General features: G+C 60.1%; 16 protein-coding genes. 8 read left to right on the top strand and 8 right to left on the bottom strand.

Annotated elements, in window-relative coordinates; translation table 11 throughout:
* Positions 1 to 18 precede the first annotated feature (18 nt).
* Positions 19 to 792: an enoyl-CoA hydratase gene (locus ABDX87_RS00405; protein ID WP_346831052.1), complete on the top strand. Its 774-nt coding sequence runs from the start codon at positions 19 to 21 to the stop codon at positions 790 to 792.
* A gap of 42 nt (positions 793 to 834) precedes the next feature.
* Here ABDX87_RS00405 and ABDX87_RS00400 read toward each other — a convergent pair whose 3' ends face one another.
* Positions 835 to 2760 (bottom strand): type VI secretion system Vgr family protein, encoded by a 1926-nt coding sequence (locus tag ABDX87_RS00400; RefSeq protein ID WP_346831051.1) that lies wholly within the window; start codon positions 2758 to 2760, stop codon positions 835 to 837.
* 349 nt (positions 2761 to 3109) lie between these two features.
* Here ABDX87_RS00400 and ABDX87_RS00395 point away from each other — a divergent pair, with 349 nt between their 5' ends.
* Positions 3110 to 3811 (top strand): YebC/PmpR family DNA-binding transcriptional regulator, encoded by a 702-nt coding sequence (locus tag ABDX87_RS00395; RefSeq protein WP_346831050.1) that lies wholly within the window; start codon positions 3110 to 3112, stop codon positions 3809 to 3811.
* 95 nt (positions 3812 to 3906) lie between these two features.
* Here ABDX87_RS00395 and ABDX87_RS00390 read toward each other — a convergent pair whose 3' ends face one another.
* On the bottom strand, positions 3907 to 5193 hold the full coding sequence (locus ABDX87_RS00390) for a leucine-rich repeat-containing protein kinase family protein (protein WP_346831049.1): 1287 nt from the start codon (positions 5191 to 5193) through the stop codon (positions 3907 to 3909).
* Between the two features lie 59 nt (positions 5194 to 5252).
* Entirely contained in the window at positions 5253 to 5801 is a 549-nt protein-coding gene (locus tag ABDX87_RS00385) for a TetR/AcrR family transcriptional regulator (protein ID WP_346831048.1), read from the bottom strand.
* A gap of 178 nt (positions 5802 to 5979) precedes the next feature.
* Here ABDX87_RS00385 and ABDX87_RS00380 point away from each other — a divergent pair, with 178 nt between their 5' ends.
* The 3 genes from ABDX87_RS00380 to ABDX87_RS00370 all read left to right on the top strand — a co-directional run bounded on the left by ABDX87_RS00380 (position 5980) and on the right by ABDX87_RS00370 (position 10851).
* Entirely contained in the window at positions 5980 to 7113 is a 1134-nt protein-coding gene (locus ABDX87_RS00380; protein ID WP_431061295.1) for an MFS transporter, read from the top strand.
* 108 nt (positions 7114 to 7221) lie between these two features.
* Positions 7222 to 9123, top strand: a complete 1902-nt coding sequence (locus ABDX87_RS00375; RefSeq protein ID WP_346831046.1) for a propionyl-CoA synthetase — start codon at positions 7222 to 7224, stop codon at positions 9121 to 9123.
* Between the two features lie 129 nt (positions 9124 to 9252).
* Complete coding sequence (locus ABDX87_RS00370) at positions 9253 to 10851, top strand: lactate dehydrogenase (protein WP_346831045.1); 1599 nt, start codon at positions 9253 to 9255, stop codon at positions 10849 to 10851.
* A gap of 479 nt (positions 10852 to 11330) precedes the next feature.
* On the opposite strand, the gene ABDX87_RS00365 is transcribed toward ABDX87_RS00370, so the two are convergent.
* Both ABDX87_RS00365 and ABDX87_RS00360 read right to left on the bottom strand, forming a co-directional pair.
* Positions 11331 to 12089: an anti-sigma factor family protein gene (locus ABDX87_RS00365; protein WP_346831044.1), complete on the bottom strand. Its 759-nt coding sequence runs from the start codon at positions 12087 to 12089 to the stop codon at positions 11331 to 11333.
* On the bottom strand, positions 12086 to 12598 hold the full coding sequence (locus ABDX87_RS00360; protein ID WP_346831043.1) for a sigma-70 family RNA polymerase sigma factor: 513 nt from the start codon (positions 12596 to 12598) through the stop codon (positions 12086 to 12088). The genes ABDX87_RS00365 and ABDX87_RS00360 overlap by 4 nt, the downstream gene beginning before the upstream one ends.
* Positions 12599 to 12787: 189 nt before the next feature.
* Here ABDX87_RS00360 and ABDX87_RS00355 point away from each other — a divergent pair, with 189 nt between their 5' ends.
* Together ABDX87_RS00355 and ABDX87_RS00350 are read left to right on the top strand one after the other, a co-directional pair.
* Positions 12788 to 13873: a catalase family peroxidase gene (locus ABDX87_RS00355; protein ID WP_346831042.1), complete on the top strand. Its 1086-nt coding sequence runs from the start codon at positions 12788 to 12790 to the stop codon at positions 13871 to 13873.
* Positions 13870 to 14406, top strand: a complete 537-nt coding sequence (locus ABDX87_RS00350) for a cytochrome b (RefSeq protein WP_346831041.1) — start codon at positions 13870 to 13872, stop codon at positions 14404 to 14406. The genes ABDX87_RS00355 and ABDX87_RS00350 overlap by 4 nt, the downstream gene beginning before the upstream one ends.
* Positions 14407 to 14507: 101 nt before the next feature.
* On the opposite strand, the gene ABDX87_RS00345 is transcribed toward ABDX87_RS00350, so the two are convergent.
* From ABDX87_RS00345 to ABDX87_RS00335, 3 genes are all read right to left on the bottom strand, one after another.
* Entirely contained in the window at positions 14508 to 15689 is a 1182-nt protein-coding gene (locus tag ABDX87_RS00345) for a M14 family metallopeptidase (RefSeq protein ID WP_431061194.1), read from the bottom strand.
* A gap of 127 nt (positions 15690 to 15816) precedes the next feature.
* Positions 15817 to 16356, bottom strand: a complete 540-nt coding sequence (locus ABDX87_RS00340) for a sigma factor-like helix-turn-helix DNA-binding protein (RefSeq protein ID WP_346831039.1) — start codon at positions 16354 to 16356, stop codon at positions 15817 to 15819.
* A gap of 478 nt (positions 16357 to 16834) precedes the next feature.
* Positions 16835 to 17302 carry an Lrp/AsnC family transcriptional regulator gene (locus ABDX87_RS00335; RefSeq protein ID WP_346831038.1) on the bottom strand — a complete coding sequence of 156 codons (468 nt, stop codon included), beginning with the start codon at positions 17300 to 17302 and terminating at the stop codon, positions 16835 to 16837.
* Between the two features lie 225 nt (positions 17303 to 17527).
* Here ABDX87_RS00335 and ABDX87_RS00330 point away from each other — a divergent pair, with 225 nt between their 5' ends.
* A complete protein-coding gene (locus ABDX87_RS00330) occupies positions 17528 to 21013 on the top strand; it encodes an indolepyruvate ferredoxin oxidoreductase family protein (RefSeq protein ID WP_346831037.1) in 3486 nt (1161 codons plus the stop codon).
* The last annotated feature ends 90 nt before the right edge of the window (positions 21014 to 21103 follow it).

Genomic DNA, 21103 nt, shown 5'->3' with positions numbered 1-21103 from the left:
AAAAGTGGAATAAGAACAATGAGTTACACAACTATCCTCAAAGAGATTCAAGGTCGGGTTGCCCTCATTACGCTTAATCGCCCGGAGGCCTTGAATGCCCTGAATTCAGCGCTGATCAGCGAACTCAACCATGCCCTTGACGAGCTCGAAAGCAATCGGGATATCGGCTGCATCGTCCTGACAGGTTCTGCCAAGGCGTTCGCGGCGGGCGCTGATATCAAGGAAATGGCCGAGCTCAAATACCCGCAGATCTACCTCGACGACCTGTTCAGTGACAGTGATCGCGTCGCCAATCGACGTAAGCCGATCATTGCGGCCGTTGCGGGCTTTGCGCTGGGCGGTGGCTGTGAGCTGGCGTTGATGTGCGACTTCATCCTGGCGGCAGACAACGCTCGGTTTGGTCAGCCCGAAATCAAATTGGGTGTATTGCCGGGCATGGGCGGTACGCAACGGCTGACCCGCGCGGTCGGCAAGGCGAAAGCCATGGAAATGTGCCTCACGGGACGTTTGATCGACGCGGTAGAGGCCGAGCGTGCAGGGCTGGTGGCGCGAATCCTGCCGCAAGCGCAACTGCTCGAAGAGGCGTTGAAGGTCGCCCAGACCATCGCCGCCAAGTCTTTACCGGTGGCGATGATGGTCAAGGAAAGCGTAAACCGCGCCTTCGAAGTCAGTCTGGCCGAAGGCATTCGCTTCGAGCGGCGGGTGTTCCATGCTGCTTTTGCCAGCGAGGATCAAAAGGAAGGCATGGCGGCCTTCATCGAAAAACGCGAACCCACGTTCAAGCATCGCTGAGGACCAAGGGGCCTCGTTGGCCGAGCACGCTTAGCGCGACGCCTATGACCAGTCCTCAGACGCCTCGCCGGTCTGCGCAGCGGGCGCCACATGAAAACAGCTGCGCAGCGTTCGGCAATGCCCCGGATGAGCTATGCACAGTGGGTTGGCTGCCTCACCATAAAGGTACAGCAGGCGCGAGAACTCGGTTGGACTCAAGCCCAGCCAGCCGTTGAGGTCAGTGGTGCCTTCGAAGAGGATATCTTCGGGGGCAATGCGCGCCAGGTGCGCCAGGTCCGGCGTCGGCATTCGCACGATGTACCACGTGCAATGCGGTAGCGGACGCATGGGGTCGGCGGGGGCCATCAGTCGCAGATCAGAGGGCAGATCATCCTGCTCCTGCGGTCGGAACGCGGAAGCGACCTCGGCCGCTTTCACCACGGGCGCAAGATGGATACCGGTGTCGGAGAGGCTGAGCGTCGCGTGCGGGCTTCGCAGGATGAGCGGGGTATGGCTGTCAACCCGCAGGTGTTGACCGGCACGCAGCTGCAAGACCGAATCAGGCCTGTCATGGCCGATGCCATCCAACAGCAGGGTACGGGTCAAACGGGTTTCGGGCGTGTCACTGACGAGGGTGCCGCACACAACGGGCTGATCCGGGTCGCCTTCGAAAAACATGACGTTCAGCCGCGTCCCCGCCGGACGGTGCCCCAGGTTGTGGGTAATGCGGGCCCAGCTGTCCTCGCCGCCCTGTATCACGTCACTGGGCTGCCAGTCGTAGCGAACCTTGATGCGACCCTTCCTGTCCGCACCGTCCATGGTCTGTGTGGCGGCGTGTGCTCCGATCAGGCACGGTTTGTCATGCTCCAGTGAGGGGCGAAACGGCATGGCCCAGGGAAGCACCTGAAATGCGTTGAAATAACGGGCCAGCGCGGGTTGCTCCAGTGCTGTCTCACGCATCCGCGCTGCGCTGATGGGGGCGCAAGACTCGGCGGCTGCAACGGCATGCAGGATCTGGATGACGTTGGCGGTCGGGCAATGCTGCAGAGGGGCCAGCTGTTTGCCTGAATGCTGCACGTCCGTGATCAGCCACTGGTCGTTGAGCATGGCTTCAACCTGCCCATCGACTCGCATGACACCGCCGCTGCGCAACCATGGGTGACCACTGCTTCCCATGATCTCCCGCCGTTCACAGCGCAAACGCTCCAGTTGACGGCCACTGAGCTGCTGACCTTGCCCACTAAACGCGCCTGACTCGAAGGGCATCCACAGCGGTTGATTGTCGGCTTGCGCGGGGGTAGACGCGTCGAGAAAGGTTTGAGGGACGTAAAGCTCGCCGGCGTGGCTGCTGTAGCAGGTGCGGACTGACAGTTGCTCGGCGAGGTCATCAATCTCCACTGCCCGTGGCCACTCTGGGAAGCCCGCCGGGTCATCGGAAAACACCACGGTATGCCGCTGCGGGTGGTGTTCGAAGCGAAAACTGATGCCTTCTTCCTCGCAGAGCCTGCGCAGGAGATGCAGGTCGCTCTCATCGTATTGCACGCAATGCTCGCGCGCGGGGTAAACGCCGATCAGGTGATCGAAACGGGCATGGTCGTCTCCCAGACCATGGCTCTCCAGTACGCGGGCAATGACCTGCGGCACGGTCAGGCCGTTGAAGGTTCGACGGCGGACTGTGCGTTCAAGCCGCTGCATGGCGGGCATCAAGCGCAGACGGTAAAGGCTCAGGTCCCGGCCCCGATACAGCGGGTGCGCTGTGTGAATCTGCCCGTGCACGCCGTGGGAATTGCCCGCGATCACGCCGAGTTGCAGCCAGGCTTCGTGCTGCTGGAGAGCGGCGCAGTCGAGCCAGGGATCAGGGCTGACCACGTCGACATCGAAGCAGAAGGGCGCATTCAACCGGTCCCGACCGTTGACGCCGATGACCTGCAGATTGCTGGGGCCATTGGCGATGGCCAGGGTCATTGTCACGTGCGGGGCTTCGCGCATCGGCTGTGTCACCTTGAAAATTCGAGGTGCAGAGGGTACGAAAACAGGCGGAACAAAAGGGTAACTGCAGAGCGGCTGCGAAATTTTCGGAAGCGGACTACAGCACGCGTTTGAATATGCTGAGGGATCTTGTGGCTTTTTCTCTGAAACTTATGGACCCCGGTTTGATCGACGGCAGCACGCCGGGGGTTTCATCTGTCGCCATCGCGTATAAAATGCGCCGGTCGCCATGCTCCTGCATTGGCGTGTCATCATCGGTCACCCTTTTTCAGCATTTACCGTTATCGGTCCGGCGCGCCATGTCGGGCTGACAGCGACGGTCAATCGCCATCGGAACAAGAGAGCAATCATGGGCGCACAGTGGAAGGTCAAACATAAAGAAGCAGCAGCCAACGCCAAAGGGCGTATTTTCGGCAAGCTGTCCAAGGAAATCATGATTGCCGCACGTTCCGGCGCTGATCCCGAGATGAACGCCCGGTTGCGTCTGGTCGTCGAACAGGCGAAGAAAGCCTCGATGCCCCGTGAGACGCTGGAGCGCGCGATCAAGAAAGGCGCCGGTCTGACCGGTGAGCACGTGCATTTCGAGAAGGTGACGTACGAAGGATTTGCGCCGCACAAGGTGCCGGTGATCGTCGAGTGCCTGACCGACAACGTCAACCGCACCGTCGCAGAGATCCGCGTGCTGTTCCGCAAAGGTCAGATGGGCGCCGCAGGTTCGATCACCTGGGACTTCGACCATCTGGGCATGATTGAGGCCGCCGGCGATGGCAAGGCCGACCCTGAAGAGGCCGCCATCGAGGCTGGCGCGCAGGACGTTGAGGCCGGCGATGAAGGCGTCACCCTGTTCTACACCGAACCCACTGACCTGGACGCTGTGTGCAAGGCGCTGCCGGAATTCGGTTTCACCGTCGAGTCGGCGAAGATCGGCTATCGCCCGAAAAACCCGGTGGAAGGTCTGAGCGACGAGCAGATGGCTGAGGTCGAAGCCTTCCTGGAAGCGATCGACAGCCATGACGATGTGCAGAACGTGTACGTCGGGCTGGCGGGTTGATTAACGACCCGCATCAGACCAGGTAAATCGTGTGGGAGCGGACTCATTCGCTCCCAAACGTATGAAGGATGTCCCGATCACGCCCGGTTGAACCCTCAGTTCTGAAGGCATCGCTCGATTTCTGCAAAATCAGGGCGAGTGATCAGGTCCTTCTGCACGCAACGCGCTTGAAGTGCCCTCAATTCGGCGGTGTGTTCATCACCCGCGTCGCAACACGCTAATAACTCTGCGAGCAATATCCCGAAGGCCTGCACTTCGATGCGTTCGAGCATTTCGCCTGTCCGTTCGTCCGGATAAAACGCAGCGGCGCCAAAGTCGCCCAGCAAGCTGTTGCCGTCTTCGTCCCAGAGGATGTTGTGCGCGTACAGGTCGCCGTGGTTGATCCCGCGGGCATGCAAGTGGCGGCACGCAGAGGCGATGCCAGCGGCCATGCGCATCAGTGTATTCAACGGCAGACGTGTCCCGTTGTAGACGTCGCGTGTGCAGGACTCCAGGCTCGGCGGGCGGGCGAGGGTGCTGAAGCGCGGGGAAATGAGCTTCATCACCAGTCCACGTGCATGCTGTGGGTGGCCGTAGATCTGCCCCAGCACGGGAATCAGGTTGGGATGCTGGCCCGCCGCGATGCAGGCCGCCATTTCCTTCAGTGGCGAGCCATCGCTGGTCAAGTCGCCCTTGTACAGTTTGACTGCGACGTCCTGAACGGTACCGTCTTCGTCGCGCCATTCAGCCTGCTGAATAACGCCCGATGCGCCTTCGCCCAGCACGTGATGCAACGTCAACTGTTGCCATGGAATCTGACGGATCGGTTCCTCGACATGGATGTCGCTCAGCGGATTCCCTGAAAAGGCCAGCCACGCCAGTTTGGGCATCTTCAGCAGCCACGCCGGCAGTTGGTGAATGTCGTTGGCGGCCAGACGCACCAGTTCCAGGCGCTCGCAAGCCGCCAGCGAGGCAGGAAGGCTTTGCAGGCGATTGCCGGCCATCATCAGCTTTTGCAGGTGTGGATGCCGGCCCAGCTCTTCGGGCAGCGACTCGATGCAGTTCCCGGTCAGCACCAGTGAGCGCAGGTGAGGGGGCAACGAACGTGGCGACACTTCGCGAATGCGACAGGCTTTGAACCCCACGAAGAACAACTGCTCGCACTGGCCCAGTGCTTCCGGCAACCGGGTGAAGAGGTTGTCGGAGCAAAACAGGATTTTCAGGTGTTTGAGTCGGTACAGGTCCGTTGGCAGCTCGCTCAACTGGTTGCCGGAGAGGTTCAGCACCTCAAGCGAATCGCTGAGGCTGAAAATGTCATCGGGAAATTCAGTGAGGCCGCAACTGAGGTCCAGCCGCTTGATGCCCGCCAGCTTGCCGGCGCGCAGGTCTGCAAGAGTGTGCATGGAGATAAGACACCAATGACCGAGGGCCCGCCATCATAACGATTTGACAGGCGCCATGCTTATCCCAGACAGCGATCCAGCAATTGATGCATGCGCTCAAGGGTCGGGGCCGATTCGGCGTAAAGAATGCGATAGACCATCGGTGCAACGACTGCGTCGATCAGTTCGTCCGCGTCAGGGCTGCGTTCGCCGCGAGCTTTGGCACGATCGATGATGATCTGCAACTGATCGCGCACGATGTTCAGGCATTTTCCCGAGCACAGGGTCGCGCTGCTGGCGACCACGTCACGCATCATCTCGCGGCCGGGTGCCGAGTTGGTTTCTTCCAGATAGACCTCGACCCACGTGCGCAAATCGTCGCGCAGGTTGCCGCAGTCCACCGGCTCGTCCGGGCGCAACCGCTCGACCGCAGCGTCAGCCAGCAGGGACGTGAGGTCGCCCCAGCGACGGTAGATGGTCGAGGGTGTGACACCGGCGCGTGCTGCGATCATCGGCACGCTCAATGCAGAGCGTTCCTGTTCTTGCAGCAGGTCGCGAACCGCCGCGTGAATCGATGTCTGCACCCGGGCACTGCGGCCGCCGGTGCGAATGCCTTCTTTGATAGCCATGGAGCGGACCTTAACACAAAGTATTTGCTTTAAGCAGATTCTGCTCGCACACTCACTAACGCTAACTCGTAGCTTTTGCAGCGTGCTTTTTGGGGAGAGTGTACTCGTGTCTGATTCTTTGCAGAACCCGCAAGTCGATGGTCGGAAACAGGGTCACCTGGGTTACCTCGCCTTTGTGATGTTGTGCTTTTTCGCCGCGTCCAGTGCGCCTACGCCGCTCTATCACGTGTATCAACACGCCTGGGGGTTTTCCTCCGCGCTGTTGACGCTGATTTTTGCCGTGTATGCCTTGAGTTTGCTCGGCACACTGCTGGTGTTTGGCTCGCTGTCGGATTACCTCGGGCGTCGTCCGGTGATCTTCGTCGCGTTGCTGCTGGAGATCGTGTCGATGCTGCTGTTCGTTGCCGCGAGCGACGTCGGTTGGCTGATTGCCGCGCGAATTGTGCAAGGCATCGCGACCGGTATCGCCAGCAGTGCGCTGGGCGCCGCCATGCTCGACACCGACCAGCATCAGGGCCCGTTGATCAACAGCATTGCGCCGATGTTTGGCATGGCGCTGGGTGCGTTGGGAACGAGCGTCCTGGTCGAATTCGCGCCGATGCCCCTGTTGTTGGCGTATGCGCTGTTGCTCGCGGCGTTCGTGGTTCAGGCGGTGTATTTGCTGCGTGTCGGCGAGACGGTGACGCCGCAGCCGGGTGTGCTCAAGACGCTCAAGCCTACGTTGTTCGTGCCTCAACGGGCGCGAGGGACGTTGTTGCTGGTGCTGCCGGCAGACATTGCGGCGTGGGCGCTGGGCGGGTTTTTCCTGTCACTGGCACCTTCGCTGCTGACGGCGGCCACCGGATCAACGTCGGTGATCAACGGCGGTCTGGCAGTGGCTGCATTGACCATCAGCGGTGCGATTTCGATCCTCAACCTGCGCTTGAGAGCGCCTCAACTGGCGTTGCTGGTGGGCTGCAGCTTTTTAGCGGTGGGGGTGTCGGTCATCTTGCTTGCAGTGAATCTGGGGTGGCTGTGGCTGTTTTTCACCGGTGCCGTGGTGGCGGGCATTGGCTTTGGCGCGAGTTTTCTCGGGGCCTTACGTTTGTTGCTGCCGCTCGCCCACGCCCATGAACGGGCGGGTTTGATGTCGGCCTTTCTCGCCCTCAGTTACCTTGCGTTTTGCGTGCCGTCGTTGATCGCGGGGCTCGCGGTCAAAACCGAAGGCCTGATCGTCACCACGAATGTATATGGTTCGGTGGTGGTTGTGCTGGCATTGCTCGCGTTGGCTGGGCTCTTGGTGCAGCGTGCGGGTAAAGCCAACGCAGCGTGACCTGTTTTATTGATTGAGAAAGTGGACGCCGATGGCGCGCCGTTGAGCTTCTGCTAATTTCATTCCTGTGTGCCAGCCCCTCATAAGAACAATCACAGGGATCCACGGATGAATGACAGTCAAGACGCCGGCTCGAGTGCGCACTACACCGAGCATCATCGGCGTTCCATTGCCGAACCTGCGCAGTATTGGGCAGAGCAAGCGCGACAGGTGGCCTGGTTTCGCCCGCCTGAAAACACGCTCCAAACCCTGCCTGATGGCACCCACCGTTGGTTTGCCGATGGACAGCTCAATACCTGTTATCTGGCCCTCGATCACCAGATCGAACAGGGCCGTGGTGAGCAGCGGGCACTGATTTACGATTCGCCCGTCACCGGACGACAGGCGATCTACACCTTCAATGAATTGCGTGACGAGGTGGCGCGCCTCGCCGGCTTGCTGCGCCAGTCGGGCGTAAGGAAGGGCGATGGGGTCATCATCTACATGCCCATGATCCCGCAAGCGGCCATGGCGATGCTGGCCTGTGCGCGGATCGGCGCGGTGCATTCGGTGGTGTTCGGGGGCTTCGCGCCTCACGAGCTGGCGTTGCGGATCGACGACATAAAGCCAAGGTTGCTGCTGACGGCGTCCTGCGGGCTGGAATTCGACCGGGTCATTCCCTACAAGCCGCTGGTGGACAAAGCCCTCGCGCTGGCGCAACACCAGCCCGAACAGGTGCTGGTCTGGCAACGGCCGCAGGCGGTCGCGTCGATGCAGCAAGGGCGTGATCTGGACTGGGAGGCGGCCCTGCAAGGCGCTGAACCGGTCGAGCCGGTCCCGGTGTCGAGCCTTGACCCGCTCTACGTCCTTTACACCTCTGGCACGACCGGAAAACCCAAGGGGATCGTTCGCGAAAACGGTGGCCATGCCGTGGCGATGCTTTACACCCTGCATCAGGTGTATGGCATGCGCGCAGGTGATGTGTGGTGGGGTATTTCCGATGTCGGCTGGGTGGTGGGGCATACGCTCATCGTCTATGGCCCGCTGATGGCCGGGTGCACGACGGTGTTTTATGAAGGCAAGCCGATTCGGACGCCCGACGCCGGGGCGTACTGGCGCATCGTTGAGCAATATCGGGTGAATGCGCTGTTTTGCGCACCGACGGCCATCCGCGCGATCCGCAAGGAAGACCCTGAAGGCCAATGGCTGAAAGGCCGCGACCTGAGTTCCATCCGACACCTGTTTCTGGCAGGTGAAAAGCTCGATTCCAGTACCCACGAATGGCTGGAGCGCCTGACCGGCAAACCAGTGCTCGATCACTGGTGGCAGACCGAGACCGGTTGGCCGGTTACCGCGCCTTGCCTGGGACTGGAAGGTCATCATCCCGCGCCAGGTTCGAGTAATCGTGGGGTTCCTGGTTACGCGGTCCATGTCATGGACGACGAAGGGCATTTGCTCAAACCCGGTGAGCAGGGTTCGATCGTGATCGCGCTGCCGCTGCCGCCGGGGTGCAGCCAGACCTTGTGGGGCGATCACGGACGTTACCTTCAGGCGTATCTGCAGACCTTTCCCGGTTACTACAACACCGGCGACGGCGGTTATGTCGATGACGAGGGCTTCGTCTACATCATGGGGCGCACGGACGACGTGATTAACGTGTCCGGCCATCGACTGTCGACCGGCGAAATGGAGGATCTGGTCGGCCAACATCCTGCCGTGGCGGAGAGCGCAGTCATTGGTGTGCATGACGAGATCAAAGGACAGGTGCCACTGGCGCTCGTCGTCCTCAAGGACGGGGTTCAGCAAAGCACCGAACAGGTTCAGCTCGAATTGATCGCCCGCGTTCGCGAGCAAATCGGTGCGTTGGCCTGCTTCAACCGGGTGGTGGTGGTCAAGCGCCTGCCCAAGACTCGCTCCGGCAAAACCTTGCGCGCGGTACTGCGCAAGATTGCCGATGCAGAGCCCTACAGCATGCCGGCGACCATCGATGATCCGTCGATTCTGGCTGAAATTGCCGAGGCGCTGAGCTGAACAGAAGCCGGGCAGAAGGTATAAGGGCAGGGCGCCGTAAGGGCGCTCTGCTTTGTATCGCTAAAGTTACAATTGGAGCAGCCGACACAAGGTGTAGGAAACTACGACCCACTTGAGCATGGAGCTGCCATGACAGCGATTTCTTCGGTTTCGGCCACGCAGCCGCTGGTGGTTGCCAAAGCGGTGACCAATACACAGGCCATCAGCACTGTGGCGGACTCGATAACCGTTCCGTCTTCCCCTTCATCGGTCGTGTCGCTGGGGCAAGACGCCAGCGTTATCGATGCACAGACCTATACCGCACGTGGCCTGATTGCCGACCCAGACGTTGCGCCTGCCTGGGAGTACACGCAGCAGGACAATGTCTCGCTGAACATGACGGGCAATTTCGGCAGTTCCTCCAGTGCCAGTCGTTTCCAGGGTCTGGGCGCATCGCTGTTGAACCAGCTGGCGCAGACCAACAAGAGCATTTCCCAGTCAGTCATCCGATCGACCACCGGCCAGGCGCTCGAGCCTGCTGCACTGGAGGCGGCGCAGGCAAAACTGCACAGCACGGCGGCGGACAATTCGATCAGCCTGACGCTGAAAACCGCCAGTGGGAAAACCGTGCAGCTGACCTTGACCAGTCAGGACAACGGGCTGGCGGTGCAGGCTCAGGTGAATGGTGGTGAGCTCAGCAGTGATGAGCTCGCGGCGTTGGGCAAGATGGCTGACGGTTTTCAATCCGCCATCGACGGCCTGACTCAAAACCCGCCAACCCTCAAACTCGACGCCCTGACCCAGTTCGACTCGAACGTATTTGCCTCGGTCGATCTGAGCACGCGCCTGAAGCTTAATGATGACAGCACGCAGACCCTGGAGCTGCACGCCGACGCCGACGGGCGATCGGTGCGCATGAGCGGCGCGGCAGGCGATCTGAACATGTCCGTGGACCTTAAGAACGCGGCGATTCTCGGCGACAGCAATCAGCAGGCCAAAGCACTCAAGGGTTACATGAACCAGATCGAAGCGGCGCGCAAACGCGGCGACGGCGATCAGCAATTGCTGTCGATGTTCGAGGACGCCTTCAAGACGCTGCACAGCCACTATCCCGAGGCTCGCGCGGCGACGGCACCCGAGACTGTCAATTCGATCAAGCTGACTGAAACCGACCATAGCCTGCTGACCGGCCTTGCCGATTTCAGCGCATCGGTGACCGAGAAAAGCAGAGAAGGCAACCCGGCGCGTCCTGGCGAGCTGGATTCTTTCGCGTATGACGTGTCGCAGTCGACACAGTCCAAAGGCCGTGATCAGCTGAACCGCACCCTCGTGCAGGACCAGCAATCGCACCTGGTCGCCAGTTACCACAAACCCTTGAACCCGGGCCAGAAGCTGGACCTGACGACTGACCCGAACTCGCAGAATTACCAGTATTTCCAGATCAATGATCAGGCGAGCAGCAAGACCAGCATCGGGTATGAAAAGGGTGCATTGGTTAACGCGTCGATCAGCCAGTCGGCGAGCCAGTCCACGCGCATCTCCAGATACGTGCTGGGTCATCTGGAAGAGGACAAGACCACACCGCTCAAATCCTCGAAAACTCAGAATTTGCTCGGCACGCTGAGCCAGGCACTGCAGCAGGACACGCAGGCGAAGTTGGGGCGCGGGGTTTCCTGGCTGAAAGACACGCTGTCCAACATTCAGGACAAGGTGTTGCTGCAGAGCGATCCGGGCAGGTTGAGAGGCTGATAACCGAGGCTGGCTGAACCTGAACCCTGTGTGTGTCACCGTGCTTGTGCGCGTTGACTCGATCCTTGTAGGAGACGTCCGAGGTTACGAGGGCAGCGAATGCGGCGTGTCATTCACCATTGATGTCCCTGACCCACCGCATTCGTCGGAATGCCGCCCAGACCAAGCTCGCTCCTACAGATGGAATGCCGCTCGATGTGCGCGTTGACTCGATCCCTGTAGGAGACGTCCGAGGTTACGAGGGCAGCGAATGCGGCGTGTCATTCACCATTGATGTCCCTGACCCACCGCATTCGTCGGAATGCCGCCCAGACCAAACTCACTCCTACAGATGGACTGCCGCTCGATGTGCGCGTTGACTCGATCCCTGTAGGAGACGTCCGAGGTTACGAGGGCAGCGAATGCGGCGCGTCATTCACCATTGATGTCCCTGACCCACCGCATTCGCGAGCAACCACAACGTCCAGTTCCGTCATGTCTCAAATGGGCTGCTTCAACGCTTGCCGTGCCGCCTGCGCTGCCGGGTCGTCTGCGGGGCCGACCACGGCGTAGTTGTAACCACCGCCTGACCAGTAATCGGCCTGTAATTCGCCGTCACGGCGGGTGCCGCGCGGCAGCAGATGGTTGCGCTCGGCCGGTGGCCGGATGTAGAAGCTCAGCGTGCGCCCTTGCTCATCCTTGTACACCACCATGGCCGCTGCGCCCTGTTCGGTGCTGGTCAAACGCCCGCTGACCGGTTTGAACCCGGCGGATTCCAAGTCTGGCAGGCGATTGGCCTGGGCGAAGTTCTTGTCCAGCCATACTTGCACGTTGTTCGGTTTGCCGGTGTTCCAGTCGCTGGCCATGTTGTCGTTGACCGCGAACATCCGGTAGGCCTGGACGGCGTCGGCCATCGGTGGTGCGCCGCTGGCGAGGGTCATCTCGCGTGCTTGCCAGCCACTCAGGCCACCGATACTGACGGCAATCAGCAACACCGCAGCGGTTGCGAAATGACGGGTGCGGTTACGGCGCAGGCGCTGGCGAACATACGCAGGGTCCAGCTCAGGGTTCATGGGGCGGTGCAAGTCGCCGCTGAGGCCGGCGCGTAGGTTCTGCACGTCGAGTTGCCAGGCCAGCACCTGTTTTGCCAGCTCAGGGTTGGCCGCCAGATAGGTTTCCATGGTCTGTTGGTCGGCGTCGTTGAGCTGACCGTCGACGTAGGCGTGCACGTCACGTTCGCTGGGAGGCAAGGTAATCATTTCAGTATCCGCAAGGCAGGGGTGGTGATTTCGCCTTCGCTGAGCAAGCGCAAAGCCTGACGCGCGCGAGACAAACGGGACATGACGGTCCCCACGGGGACATCGAGAATGGCCGCCACTTCGTTGTAACTCAGACCCTCGACCGACACCCAGAGCAGCAGGGCGCGTTGTTCGGTCGTCAGACGTTCGAACGCCTGCAACGTGGTCTGCGCCACAACCGTACGTTCAACGGAAGGTTCGAAGTGATCTTCTTTCCCACCGGTGAACAGTTCAAGCATGCGGCTGTATCGACGCGAACGTCGATGAGCGTCCAGAAATTGCCTATAAAGAATAGAGAACAGCCAGGCGCGCAGGTCACCTTCTTGTCGTTTGGTGGACCAGGCCGACAGGGCCTTTTCCAGGGTCGACTGCACCAGATCATCAGCGCTGCTGTAATCACGGGTCAGCGACACCGCAAATCGACGCATTCGCGGCAGTAACTCTCGTAATTGATCGTCGACATCGTTCATGGGGGCTTCCAGGTCGATCAGCGGGATCGTTTCAGATCGTGTGACCAGACAGACGCATGCCAGTGCAGGTTATTCCACTGCCTGAAAAATAAATATTGTTCTGTGGAATAAACCTGCGCCAGACGCGTCGGACCGTACCGCTTGTCCATGTGTATGTTTGATAGAGGCCCAAGGCCCGGAGTGTGATTGATGATTGACCGTGAGCCACCGTATCCGCGTAAACCACCGTTGAGCAATGCCGATAAGCTCGTGCGCATGGCCGGTATCGGCCTTGTGGTGTTGATTGCCGCTGGCGCGTTTGCCTACGTCAATGGCAGCCTGGACCCCCAGCGCCTGACCCCGGCCCGCGTGGTTAACGTGTTCGAACAGAGCAATGGCGTACACCCGGGCTATCGCCGCAACCACCCAAAAGGGATTTGCGTAGCGGGTTACTTTGAAAGCAATGGTGCAGCGGCCTCGCTGTCCAGAGCGCAGGTCTTCGCCAGTGGTCGCACGCCGGTGATCGGCCGTTTGGCGCTGCCCACCGGCAACCCCTATTCGCCGGACAGCGCAGCCCCTATCCGCAGTTTTGCCGTTCAGTTCACGCAGCCCGACGGCCAGCAATGGCGTACCGGCATGAACAGCATGCCGGTGTTTCCGGTGGGCACGCCTGAGGCCTTTGTCGATCTGCTGAAAGCCACTTCGCCCGATCCCAAGACCGGCAAGCCGGATCCCGCGAAGCCTCCGGCATTTTTCGCCGCTCACCCCGAGGCCCAACCCTTCCTTGCGTGGGTCAAGACCGCAAAACCGTCAGCGAGCTTTGTGACCGAGACCTATAACAGCGTGAACGCGTTCGTGCTGGTCGATGCCGCTGGCAAGCGTCAAGCGGTGCGCTGGAGCCTGGTGCCGGAAGCCAAGGGCGATGCACCCGCGCCGGATGCCAAAGACTATCTGCAACAGGACCTGAGCCAGAAACTGGCGAGCGGTCCTCAACGCTGGAACCTGATGTTGACGCTGGCTAACGCTCAAGACCCGACCAACGACGCCTCCAAAGCCTGGACAGGCGATCACAAGACCGTGAACGCGGGGACGCTGGTCATTGACGGCGACAGCTCTCAACTCGATGGCAACTGCCGGGACATCAACTTCGATCCACTGATCTTGCCCAGCGGCATAGAAGGGTCCGACGACCCCTTGCTGGCAGCACGCTCGGCAGCGTACGCGTCTTCGTACATGCGTCGCACCAGTGAAGTCGATCAGTTGAAAGCCGCGCCTGCACAGGAGAAACAGCCATGAGTACGCCCACTGCACATTTCGCGCCCCTGGCCCGCGCGCTTCACTGGTTGATGGCGTTGATGGTCATCGCAATGCTGTTCATTGGCGCAGGCATGGTCGCCTCAGTCTCTGAGCGGCACGAATGGCTGTTGAATCTGCACAAACCGCTGGGCATCGCGATCCTGGTGCTGGTCATCGTGCGCTTGATCGTGCGCTTCAGTACACAGACGCCGCCGTTGCCTGTAGATCTACCCGGTTGGCAGGCACTCGCGGCCAAGCTCTCGCACTATCTTCTGTACGCCCTGATGCTGGCGATGCCGTTGATTGGCTGGGCGATGATTTCGGCGGCAGGGGATCCGGTGATGCTCAGCAGTTCAGTGCGCCTGCCGTCGATTGTCGCCGCCCACGCGGAAACTTTCGCCTTCTTGCGCAAGGCCCATCGGTATCTGGCGTATCTGTTTTTCCTGACCATTCTCATGCACCTGGCGGCGGCACTGTTTCACGGCTGGGTCAGAAGGGACGAGGTGCTGGACAGCATGCTGCGGGGCAAATAGCAGACGTGGATGCGGTGAGTCCTGACATCCATCGTCATTGACTCACCGCACACGCTGCAGTCCATCGGCGCTGAAACGGCCGAGCGGGTTTTAAATATCGATCAACGCAGCACCGACACCATCTGCCCCAGCGTCGTCAGGACATCGCGCGCCAGTTGCATGGAGCGCTTGCCCGACCAGCCGGTGAGCGCGTCCGGCGCGTCGTCGTTATCCTTGAACGGCATTTCCAGGGTCAGTGCCAGGCATTTGTAACGCTCGCCGACACTGTTGCAGGCCAGATTCATATTGGCCTGGCCCGGTGCCGCTTTCGGGTAGCCGTAGCGAGTCTGAAAATCCCGGGTCAGGCCGCTCAAACGGGCGCGGAAGTCGGCTTCCAGTTCCTTTTGCTTGTCGGTGTATCCAGGGTTGCCTTCGCACGCCGCCGTGAAGACGTAAGGGATTTCCTCGTCGCCGTGCACGTCGAGAAACATGTCCACGCCGTACTTCTCCATCTGCTCCTTGACGAAGAACACCTCGGGGCTCAACTCCGGCGTGGAGTCCTGCCAGGCACGATTGAGGTCCTTGCCTTGTGCGTTGGTGCGCAGGTGACCGTGGAACGAACCGTCCGGGTTCATGTGCGGCACCAGATAGAGGTCGGCAGCGGCGAGGAGCGCTTGCAGCTCGTCATCGTTCTCTTGCAGGCGCTCGATCACGCCTTCCATGAACCATTCGGCCATGTGCTCGCCGGGATGTTGCTGCGCGATGATCCAGATCTTGCGCTTGCCCTCAGCGCCGTCGCCTTTGCGCAGCAGTGGGATGTCACGGCCTTCGACGCTTTTGCCGGTGGCCAGCAATTCGGTACCGGCCTTGTTCAGCGCTTGATCGATCAGCCAGTCATGCCGTTCACGGCTGTAGGGTTCGAAATAGGCGAACCAGATCTGCGGCTGTTCCGGCGACAGGCTGAAGTTCAGCGCCTTGCCGTCAAAGTGGCTGGGCACGCGGAACCAGGTTTTCTGGTCATAGGACGCTGCGGCGTTATAGCCGGTCCAGGCACGGTTGTAACTGGACTCGCTGGCATTACTCAGGCTGAAAGCGTGTGGCTGCCCAGGCTGCATGCCATCAACCTTGAAGTGGAACCACTGAAAGTGCGGGCTGTGGGTGTCCGGGCGGATAGCCAGCTGCACGTTCTGTGGGTGGCTGGCGTCGAGCACGACAATGTTGCCGCTGTCGAAATCAGAGGTGATGGAAAGGGCGGTCTGAGTCACGGAGAAGTCCTGCGTACGTAAATGCCAAATCGAGGCCATCGGGCGGCGGTCGCGGGCAAGCCGGACGGCCACGCTGGGCTGTTATGACAGGTACTTTACACGGATCAGGTGCGCGCACCGCGACAGATTGTTTTGTCTTTGGGCCATGCGCGGCAGACGCCAGCGTTCAGGTAAATGCTTCGGCCGTCACCAGGACGCTGCACAAAAAGGCGGTCAACAACAGCCATCCCAGGTAGACCCGGCGTTTGCGACGATGCCAGCCATTGGCGCCCAGAATGGCTGCCGGGGCTTCGAGGCGGCACCAGAGGCGTTCGGTTTCCTGGAAGGCACGCAGGTGACCTGCATCGGCATCGAGCCAGTGACGGAACTCGATACGCTGACTCGCCGTGGCCTGAGGGCTTTGCAAATGAACATACCAGCGGTGCGCTTGCAAATTAATGGTGTTAGCTGCCTGCAGGTGTGTGGGCCCATCGCTGCATTGTTCCAGAAGGCGGACCATGCAACGTTCGACGGCCTTGACCTCGACTTCGAGTAGCTGAGCGATATCGGCGTAGCTCATCTGGTCGAGTCGGCTGAGCAGGAAGACTTGTTGAGTCCTGCGTGGCAGCTTCTGGATGCGACGGCGGTATCCGTCCGTTTGCTGGCTGAGAGGCTCGTCGGGTTGCTGCGTTGAAAAAGAGAACAGGGAAGTGAGCTGATTCGTCATGGCATGTTCACTCGCGGATCATCCGTGTCGTCCTTTAAGGAAGGAGTGGGGGCATCATCCGTGATGCCGCTCGATGTTAGTGCTTCTGAGATTCATTCTCAATATTAAACGGCTGATTGATGGTTTTTTACCAATTGTGTCGGATTTGACAGCACAAAGGGTTCTACGCTCATTCTGGTTTGGTATCATGCGCGCCATCACCAAGTTCCGAAGCACGGGACACCTTCTTCATTAGCCTGAAGACGCAGCAACACCCGACCGAACCAGACCCTTAAAGGGCAAGAAAAAAAAGACCCGGCAAAAAGCCGGGTCAAAAACCGTGATTAGCCTGATGAGGAGATAATCCGGAAGCCGACCTAAGGCTTCTGGGTTACCGACCGGTCTCGCGACCGGTTGCGCTCAATAATAATCATTATCATTTGCACGTCAAATGTTATTTCGCATTCTGGCGAAATTTTTCCGTGCTGCTGCAACTTCCCTAATCAATCGGCAACTCGGTCGTGCGCTTGACCACGCTCATGGCGATGTTCGAGTGCGCTTCCTGAACGTGTGGGCTCTGTAACAGGTGGTCTCGCAGAAAACGCTCGTAGCTGGCGATGTCTTGCACCACCACCTTGAGCATGAAGTCCATGTCGCCCGCCATCGTGTAGCACTCCAGCACCTCGGGGTAGCCGATGATTGCCTCTTCGAACTCCGTCAGATAACGCCGGCCATGCCCGGATAATTTCACGTCGACGAACACCGTCATCGTCAACCCGAGTTTGGCCGGGTTGAGCAGGGCGACCTTGCGCTCGATGACGCCTTCCTCCTCCAGACGGTTGATCCGGCGCCAACACGGCGATTGCGACAATTCCACCCGCTCGGCGATCTCGGCGGCGGAGAGGTCAGCATTGTGTTGCAACAGGCGAAGAATTTTGCGATCGATGGGGCTGAGCTTGACCTGCATGAATTGACCCTTTTTTATTCTTTAAATGAAACAGGCATGCAGGATATGAGCAGATTTCAGCCCATTTAGAAAGAAAAAGCCTGCGCGGCACAGGCAGTATTTGGCCTGTGAGCGCCGGGTTGAACCGTCCTGGCGACCGAGCAGCCAGCCCTTGGCTCACGAGGCCGCTGATGCCGTTGCTCGCCACATTCAAAACGCACTAAATAAAAACAAAGGAGTGCCTGAATGTCTTTGGCTGATATTCGTCTGGATGATAAGTACCGACTCGCAACCGGCAATCTGTACTTGACCGGAACCCAGGCGTTAACCCGTCTGCCCATGCTGCAAAAGCAACGGGATGAAGCCCGTGGCCTGAACACCGCAGGGTTCATTTCCGGATACCGCGGTTCGCCACTGGGGAATCTGGATAAAAGTCTGTGGGACGCGAAAGACTATCTCCAGCAGAACGCCATTCACTTCCAGCCCGGCGTCAACGAAGAACTGGCCGCCACAGCGGTCTGGGGCAGTCAGCAGGTCAATCTGTTTCCCCATGGCAAGTACGACGGCGTGTTCGCGCTCTGGTACGGCAAGGGGCCAGGTGTCGACCGGTGTGGTGACGTGTTCAAGCACGGTAACTCGGCCGGGGTCGCCGAAAAGGGCGGGGTGTTGATCCTCGCGGGTGACGACCACGGTTGCAAATCGTCGACCATCGCGCATCAGAGCGAGCATGCGTTTATCGCCTCGATGATTCCGGTGCTCAACCCCAGCAACGTTCAGGAAATCCTCGATTACGGCATCATCGGCTGGGAGCTTTCGCGCTACAGCGGGTGCTGGGTAGCGATGAAAACCATTGCCGAAAACGTCGATTCTTCCGCTGTGGTGGAAGTCGATCCTCTGCGCATTCAGACCCGCATCCCCGATGATTTCCAGTTGCCCAAAGACGGTTTGCACATTCGCTGGCCAGATCCGCCGCTGGCGCAGGAAGCACGCCTGAACACCTACAAGATCTATGCAGCCCGCGCCTTCGCCCGCGCCAACCAGCTCAACAAAGTGGTCATTGACTCGCCGCAGCCGCGTCTGGGCATCATCACCACGGGCAAATCCTACCTGGACGTTCGTCAGGCCCTGGAAGAGCTGGGCATCGACGAGGCACTGTGTGCGTCGGTGGGCATTCGGGTGCTCAAGGTCGGCATGAGCTGGCCGCTGGAGCCGGTTTCGGTACACGATTTCGCCGAAGGGCTCGACGAGATCCTGGTCGTCGAAGAAAAACGCAGCGTGATCGAAGACCAATTGACCGGGCAGTTATACAACTGGCCGGTGGATCAGCGGCCGCGTGTGGTGGGCGAGTTCGACGAAGAAGGCCGCTCGTTGCTGCCAAACCTGGCTGAATTGACGCCCGCGATGATCGCCCGCGTCATTGCCAAACGGCTCGCGCCGATCTACAGCAGCCCGAAAATCGAAGCGCGTCTGCAATTTCTGCAAGACAAGGAAAAGGCGTTGGCCGCGCCGCTGTTCAAGACCCAGCGCACGCCACATTTCTGCTCAGGTTGCCCGCACAACACCTCCACCAAGGTGCCTGAAGGCAGCCGCGCGCTGGCAGGCATTGGCTGCCATTACATGACCATCTGGATGGACCGTGAAACCGACACCTTTACCCAGATGGGCGGTGAGGGCGTAACGTGGATCGGTCAGGCCCCTTTCACTGAAACCCCGCACGTGTTCCAGAACCTGGGCGATGGCACCTATTTTCATTCGGGGCACCTGGCACTGCGCGCTGCGGTGGCTTCCAAGGTCAACATCACCTACAAGATTCTCTACAACGACGCCGTGGCCATGACCGGCGGTCAACCAATCGATGGCGTTTTGCGCGTCGATCAGCTCAGCCGTCAAGTGTTCAACGAAGGCGTGCAGCGGATTGCGCTGGTGTCGGATGATCCGGACAAATACCCGAGCCGTGAGCAGTTCGCACCAATCACCACCTTCCACCATCGCCGTGACCTGGACAGCGTGCAGCGAGAGTTGCGCGAGTTCAAAGGGGTCTCGGTGATTATTTACGACCAGACCTGCGCGACCGAGAAACGCCGCCGCCGTAAGCGCGGCACGATGCTGGACCTGGACAAGCGCGCCATCATCAACCCTGCCGTCTGCGAAGGCTGTGGCGATTGCGGCGCGAAATCAGGCTGTCTGTCGATTCTGCCGAAGGAAACCGCTGAAGGGCGCAAGCGCGAGATCGATCAGAGCGCCTGTAACAAGGATTTCAGCTGTGTAGAAGGCTTTTGCCCAAGCTTCGTGACGGTCCACGGAGGCAAGTTGCGCAAACCGCAGCTGCCCAAGCAGGCGCAGGCGTTTGCCGAGCTCCCTGAGCCGACGCTGCCGAGCCTCGATCAGCCCTTCAACATCCTGCTGCCGGGTGTCGGCGGCACGGGCGTCACCACCGTGGGCGCGATGCTCGGCTACGCGGCCAACCTGGAAGGCAAGGGCTGCAGCGTGCTGGACCAGGCTGGCCTGGCGCAGAAGTTCGGGCCTGTGGTGAGCCATATCCGTATCGCCGCGCGGCAGGAAGACCTGTTCGCCGTGCGTATCGCCGCCGGTGAAGCCAATCTGCTGCTGGGTTGCGATTTGCTGGTGTCGTCGGGACCTGATGCGATTGCCAAGCTCAACAGCGCCAAGTCCTACGCGGTGGTCAACAGCCAGCAGACGCCAACGGCTGAATTCACCCGCAACCCGGACGCCGAATTTCCGGCCGAGGCGATGATGCAGACCATCATCGAGGCCGTGGGCGCAGAGAAAACCCATTTCGTTCAGGCGACGGATCTGGCCACCAAACTGATGGGCGACAGCATCGCCAGCAACCTGTTCATGCTGGGGTACGCCTTTCAGCTTGGTTTGATTCCGTTGACCTCAGCAGCCATTGAAAAAGCCATCGAGCTGAACGGCGTGGCGGTCAATTTGAACCAGCAGGCATTCCTGTGGGGCCGTCGTGCCGCATTCGATCTGCCCGCGGTGCAGTCGGCCGCCAACCCGGACGCTGTGCCGGCTCAGGCGCCAGAAGCCTTGAGTCTGGACGAGCGTCTGGCCAATAACGCCAAAACCTTGGGCGACTATCAGAACCGGGCCTACAGTGAGCGCTATCTGGCGTTGGTCAATAAGGTTCGTGACACCGAAGCGCGGTTGTTCCCGGGTGAGCCATCTGTTCTGACCGAAGCCGTGGCGTTCAATTACTTCAAACTGTTGGCCTATAAAGACGAGTACGAAGTCGCGCGGCTTTACAGCAATGGCGAGTTCACGCGGCAATTGCAGGCGCAATTCGAAGGCGACTACCGACTGGAGTTTCATCTGGCGCCGTCGTGGCTCGCCAAACGTGATCCCAACAGCGGCGCGCCGCGCAAGCGCAGCTTCGGGCCCTGGATGCTGAAAGCATTCGAGGTGCTGGCGACGTTCAAATTCCTGCGCGGCACCGCGTTTGATCCGTTCGGGCGCAGCCTGGAGCGTCGTCAAGAGCGCGAATTGATCGACCATTATGTGAGCGACGTTGAACTGATCCTGGCGCATTTGAATGCCGGGAATCGCCACACCGCGTTGAGCCTGGCGCGTCTGCCTGAGCGTATTCGCGGATATGGTCACGTCAAGGAGGCCGCGATGAAAGCAGCGGCGTTGCAGGCGGCGCGGATGCGTCAGAGTCTGATCAGCGGGGAAGTGGAGTTGCCGAAGCTGTTTGAAGTCGCGGCTTAAGGAAGCAGGGTGGCGCGGGTCAGGTGCCCGCGCTGCTGTCGTGATGAAACACTAATGCCGGTGGGAGCCAAAGCATGTGCTCCCACTGGC

This window comes from Pseudomonas abietaniphila (assembly GCF_039697315.1).
GTDB classification, from domain to species: domain Bacteria; phylum Pseudomonadota; class Gammaproteobacteria; order Pseudomonadales; family Pseudomonadaceae; genus Aquipseudomonas; species Aquipseudomonas abietaniphila_B.
This window is presented reverse-complemented; position numbering and strand designations above follow the sequence as displayed.

What these genes read in the sequence shown, in the direction of transcription:
- ABDX87_RS00340 (WP_346831039.1), bottom strand. Translation starts at nt 16,356, where the DNA reads ATGACGAATCAGCTCACTTCCCTGTTCTCTTTTTCAACGCAGCAACCC.
- ABDX87_RS00405 (WP_346831052.1), top strand. Translation starts at nt 19, where the DNA reads ATGAGTTACACAACTATCCTCAAAGAGATTCAAGGTCGGGTTGCCCTC.
- ABDX87_RS00350 (WP_346831041.1), top strand. Translation starts at nt 13,870, where the DNA reads ATGAGTACGCCCACTGCACATTTCGCGCCCCTGGCCCGCGCGCTTCAC.
- ABDX87_RS00355 (WP_346831042.1), top strand. Translation starts at nt 12,788, where the DNA reads ATGATTGACCGTGAGCCACCGTATCCGCGTAAACCACCGTTGAGCAAT.
- ABDX87_RS00365 (WP_346831044.1), bottom strand. Translation starts at nt 12,089, where the DNA reads ATGATTACCTTGCCTCCCAGCGAACGTGACGTGCACGCCTACGTCGAC.
- ABDX87_RS00360 (WP_346831043.1), bottom strand. Translation starts at nt 12,598, where the DNA reads ATGAACGATGTCGACGATCAATTACGAGAGTTACTGCCGCGAATGCGT.
- ABDX87_RS00370 (WP_346831045.1), top strand. Translation starts at nt 9,253, where the DNA reads ATGACAGCGATTTCTTCGGTTTCGGCCACGCAGCCGCTGGTGGTTGCC.
- ABDX87_RS00375 (WP_346831046.1), top strand. Translation starts at nt 7,222, where the DNA reads ATGAATGACAGTCAAGACGCCGGCTCGAGTGCGCACTACACCGAGCAT.
- ABDX87_RS00390 (WP_346831049.1), bottom strand. Translation starts at nt 5,193, where the DNA reads ATGCACACTCTTGCAGACCTGCGCGCCGGCAAGCTGGCGGGCATCAAG.
- ABDX87_RS00385 (WP_346831048.1), bottom strand. Translation starts at nt 5,801, where the DNA reads ATGGCTATCAAAGAAGGCATTCGCACCGGCGGCCGCAGTGCCCGGGTG.
- ABDX87_RS00400 (WP_346831051.1), bottom strand. Translation starts at nt 2,760, where the DNA reads ATGCGCGAAGCCCCGCACGTGACAATGACCCTGGCCATCGCCAATGGC.
- ABDX87_RS00335 (WP_346831038.1), bottom strand. Translation starts at nt 17,302, where the DNA reads ATGCAGGTCAAGCTCAGCCCCATCGATCGCAAAATTCTTCGCCTGTTG.
- ABDX87_RS00380 (WP_431061295.1), top strand. Translation starts at nt 5,980, where the DNA reads ATGTTGTGCTTTTTCGCCGCGTCCAGTGCGCCTACGCCGCTCTATCAC.
- ABDX87_RS00345 (WP_431061194.1), bottom strand. Translation starts at nt 15,689, where the DNA reads ATGGCCTCGATTTGGCATTTACGTACGCAGGACTTCTCCGTGACTCAG.
- ABDX87_RS00395 (WP_346831050.1), top strand. Translation starts at nt 3,110, where the DNA reads ATGGGCGCACAGTGGAAGGTCAAACATAAAGAAGCAGCAGCCAACGCC.
- ABDX87_RS00330 (WP_346831037.1), top strand. Translation starts at nt 17,528, where the DNA reads ATGTCTTTGGCTGATATTCGTCTGGATGATAAGTACCGACTCGCAACC.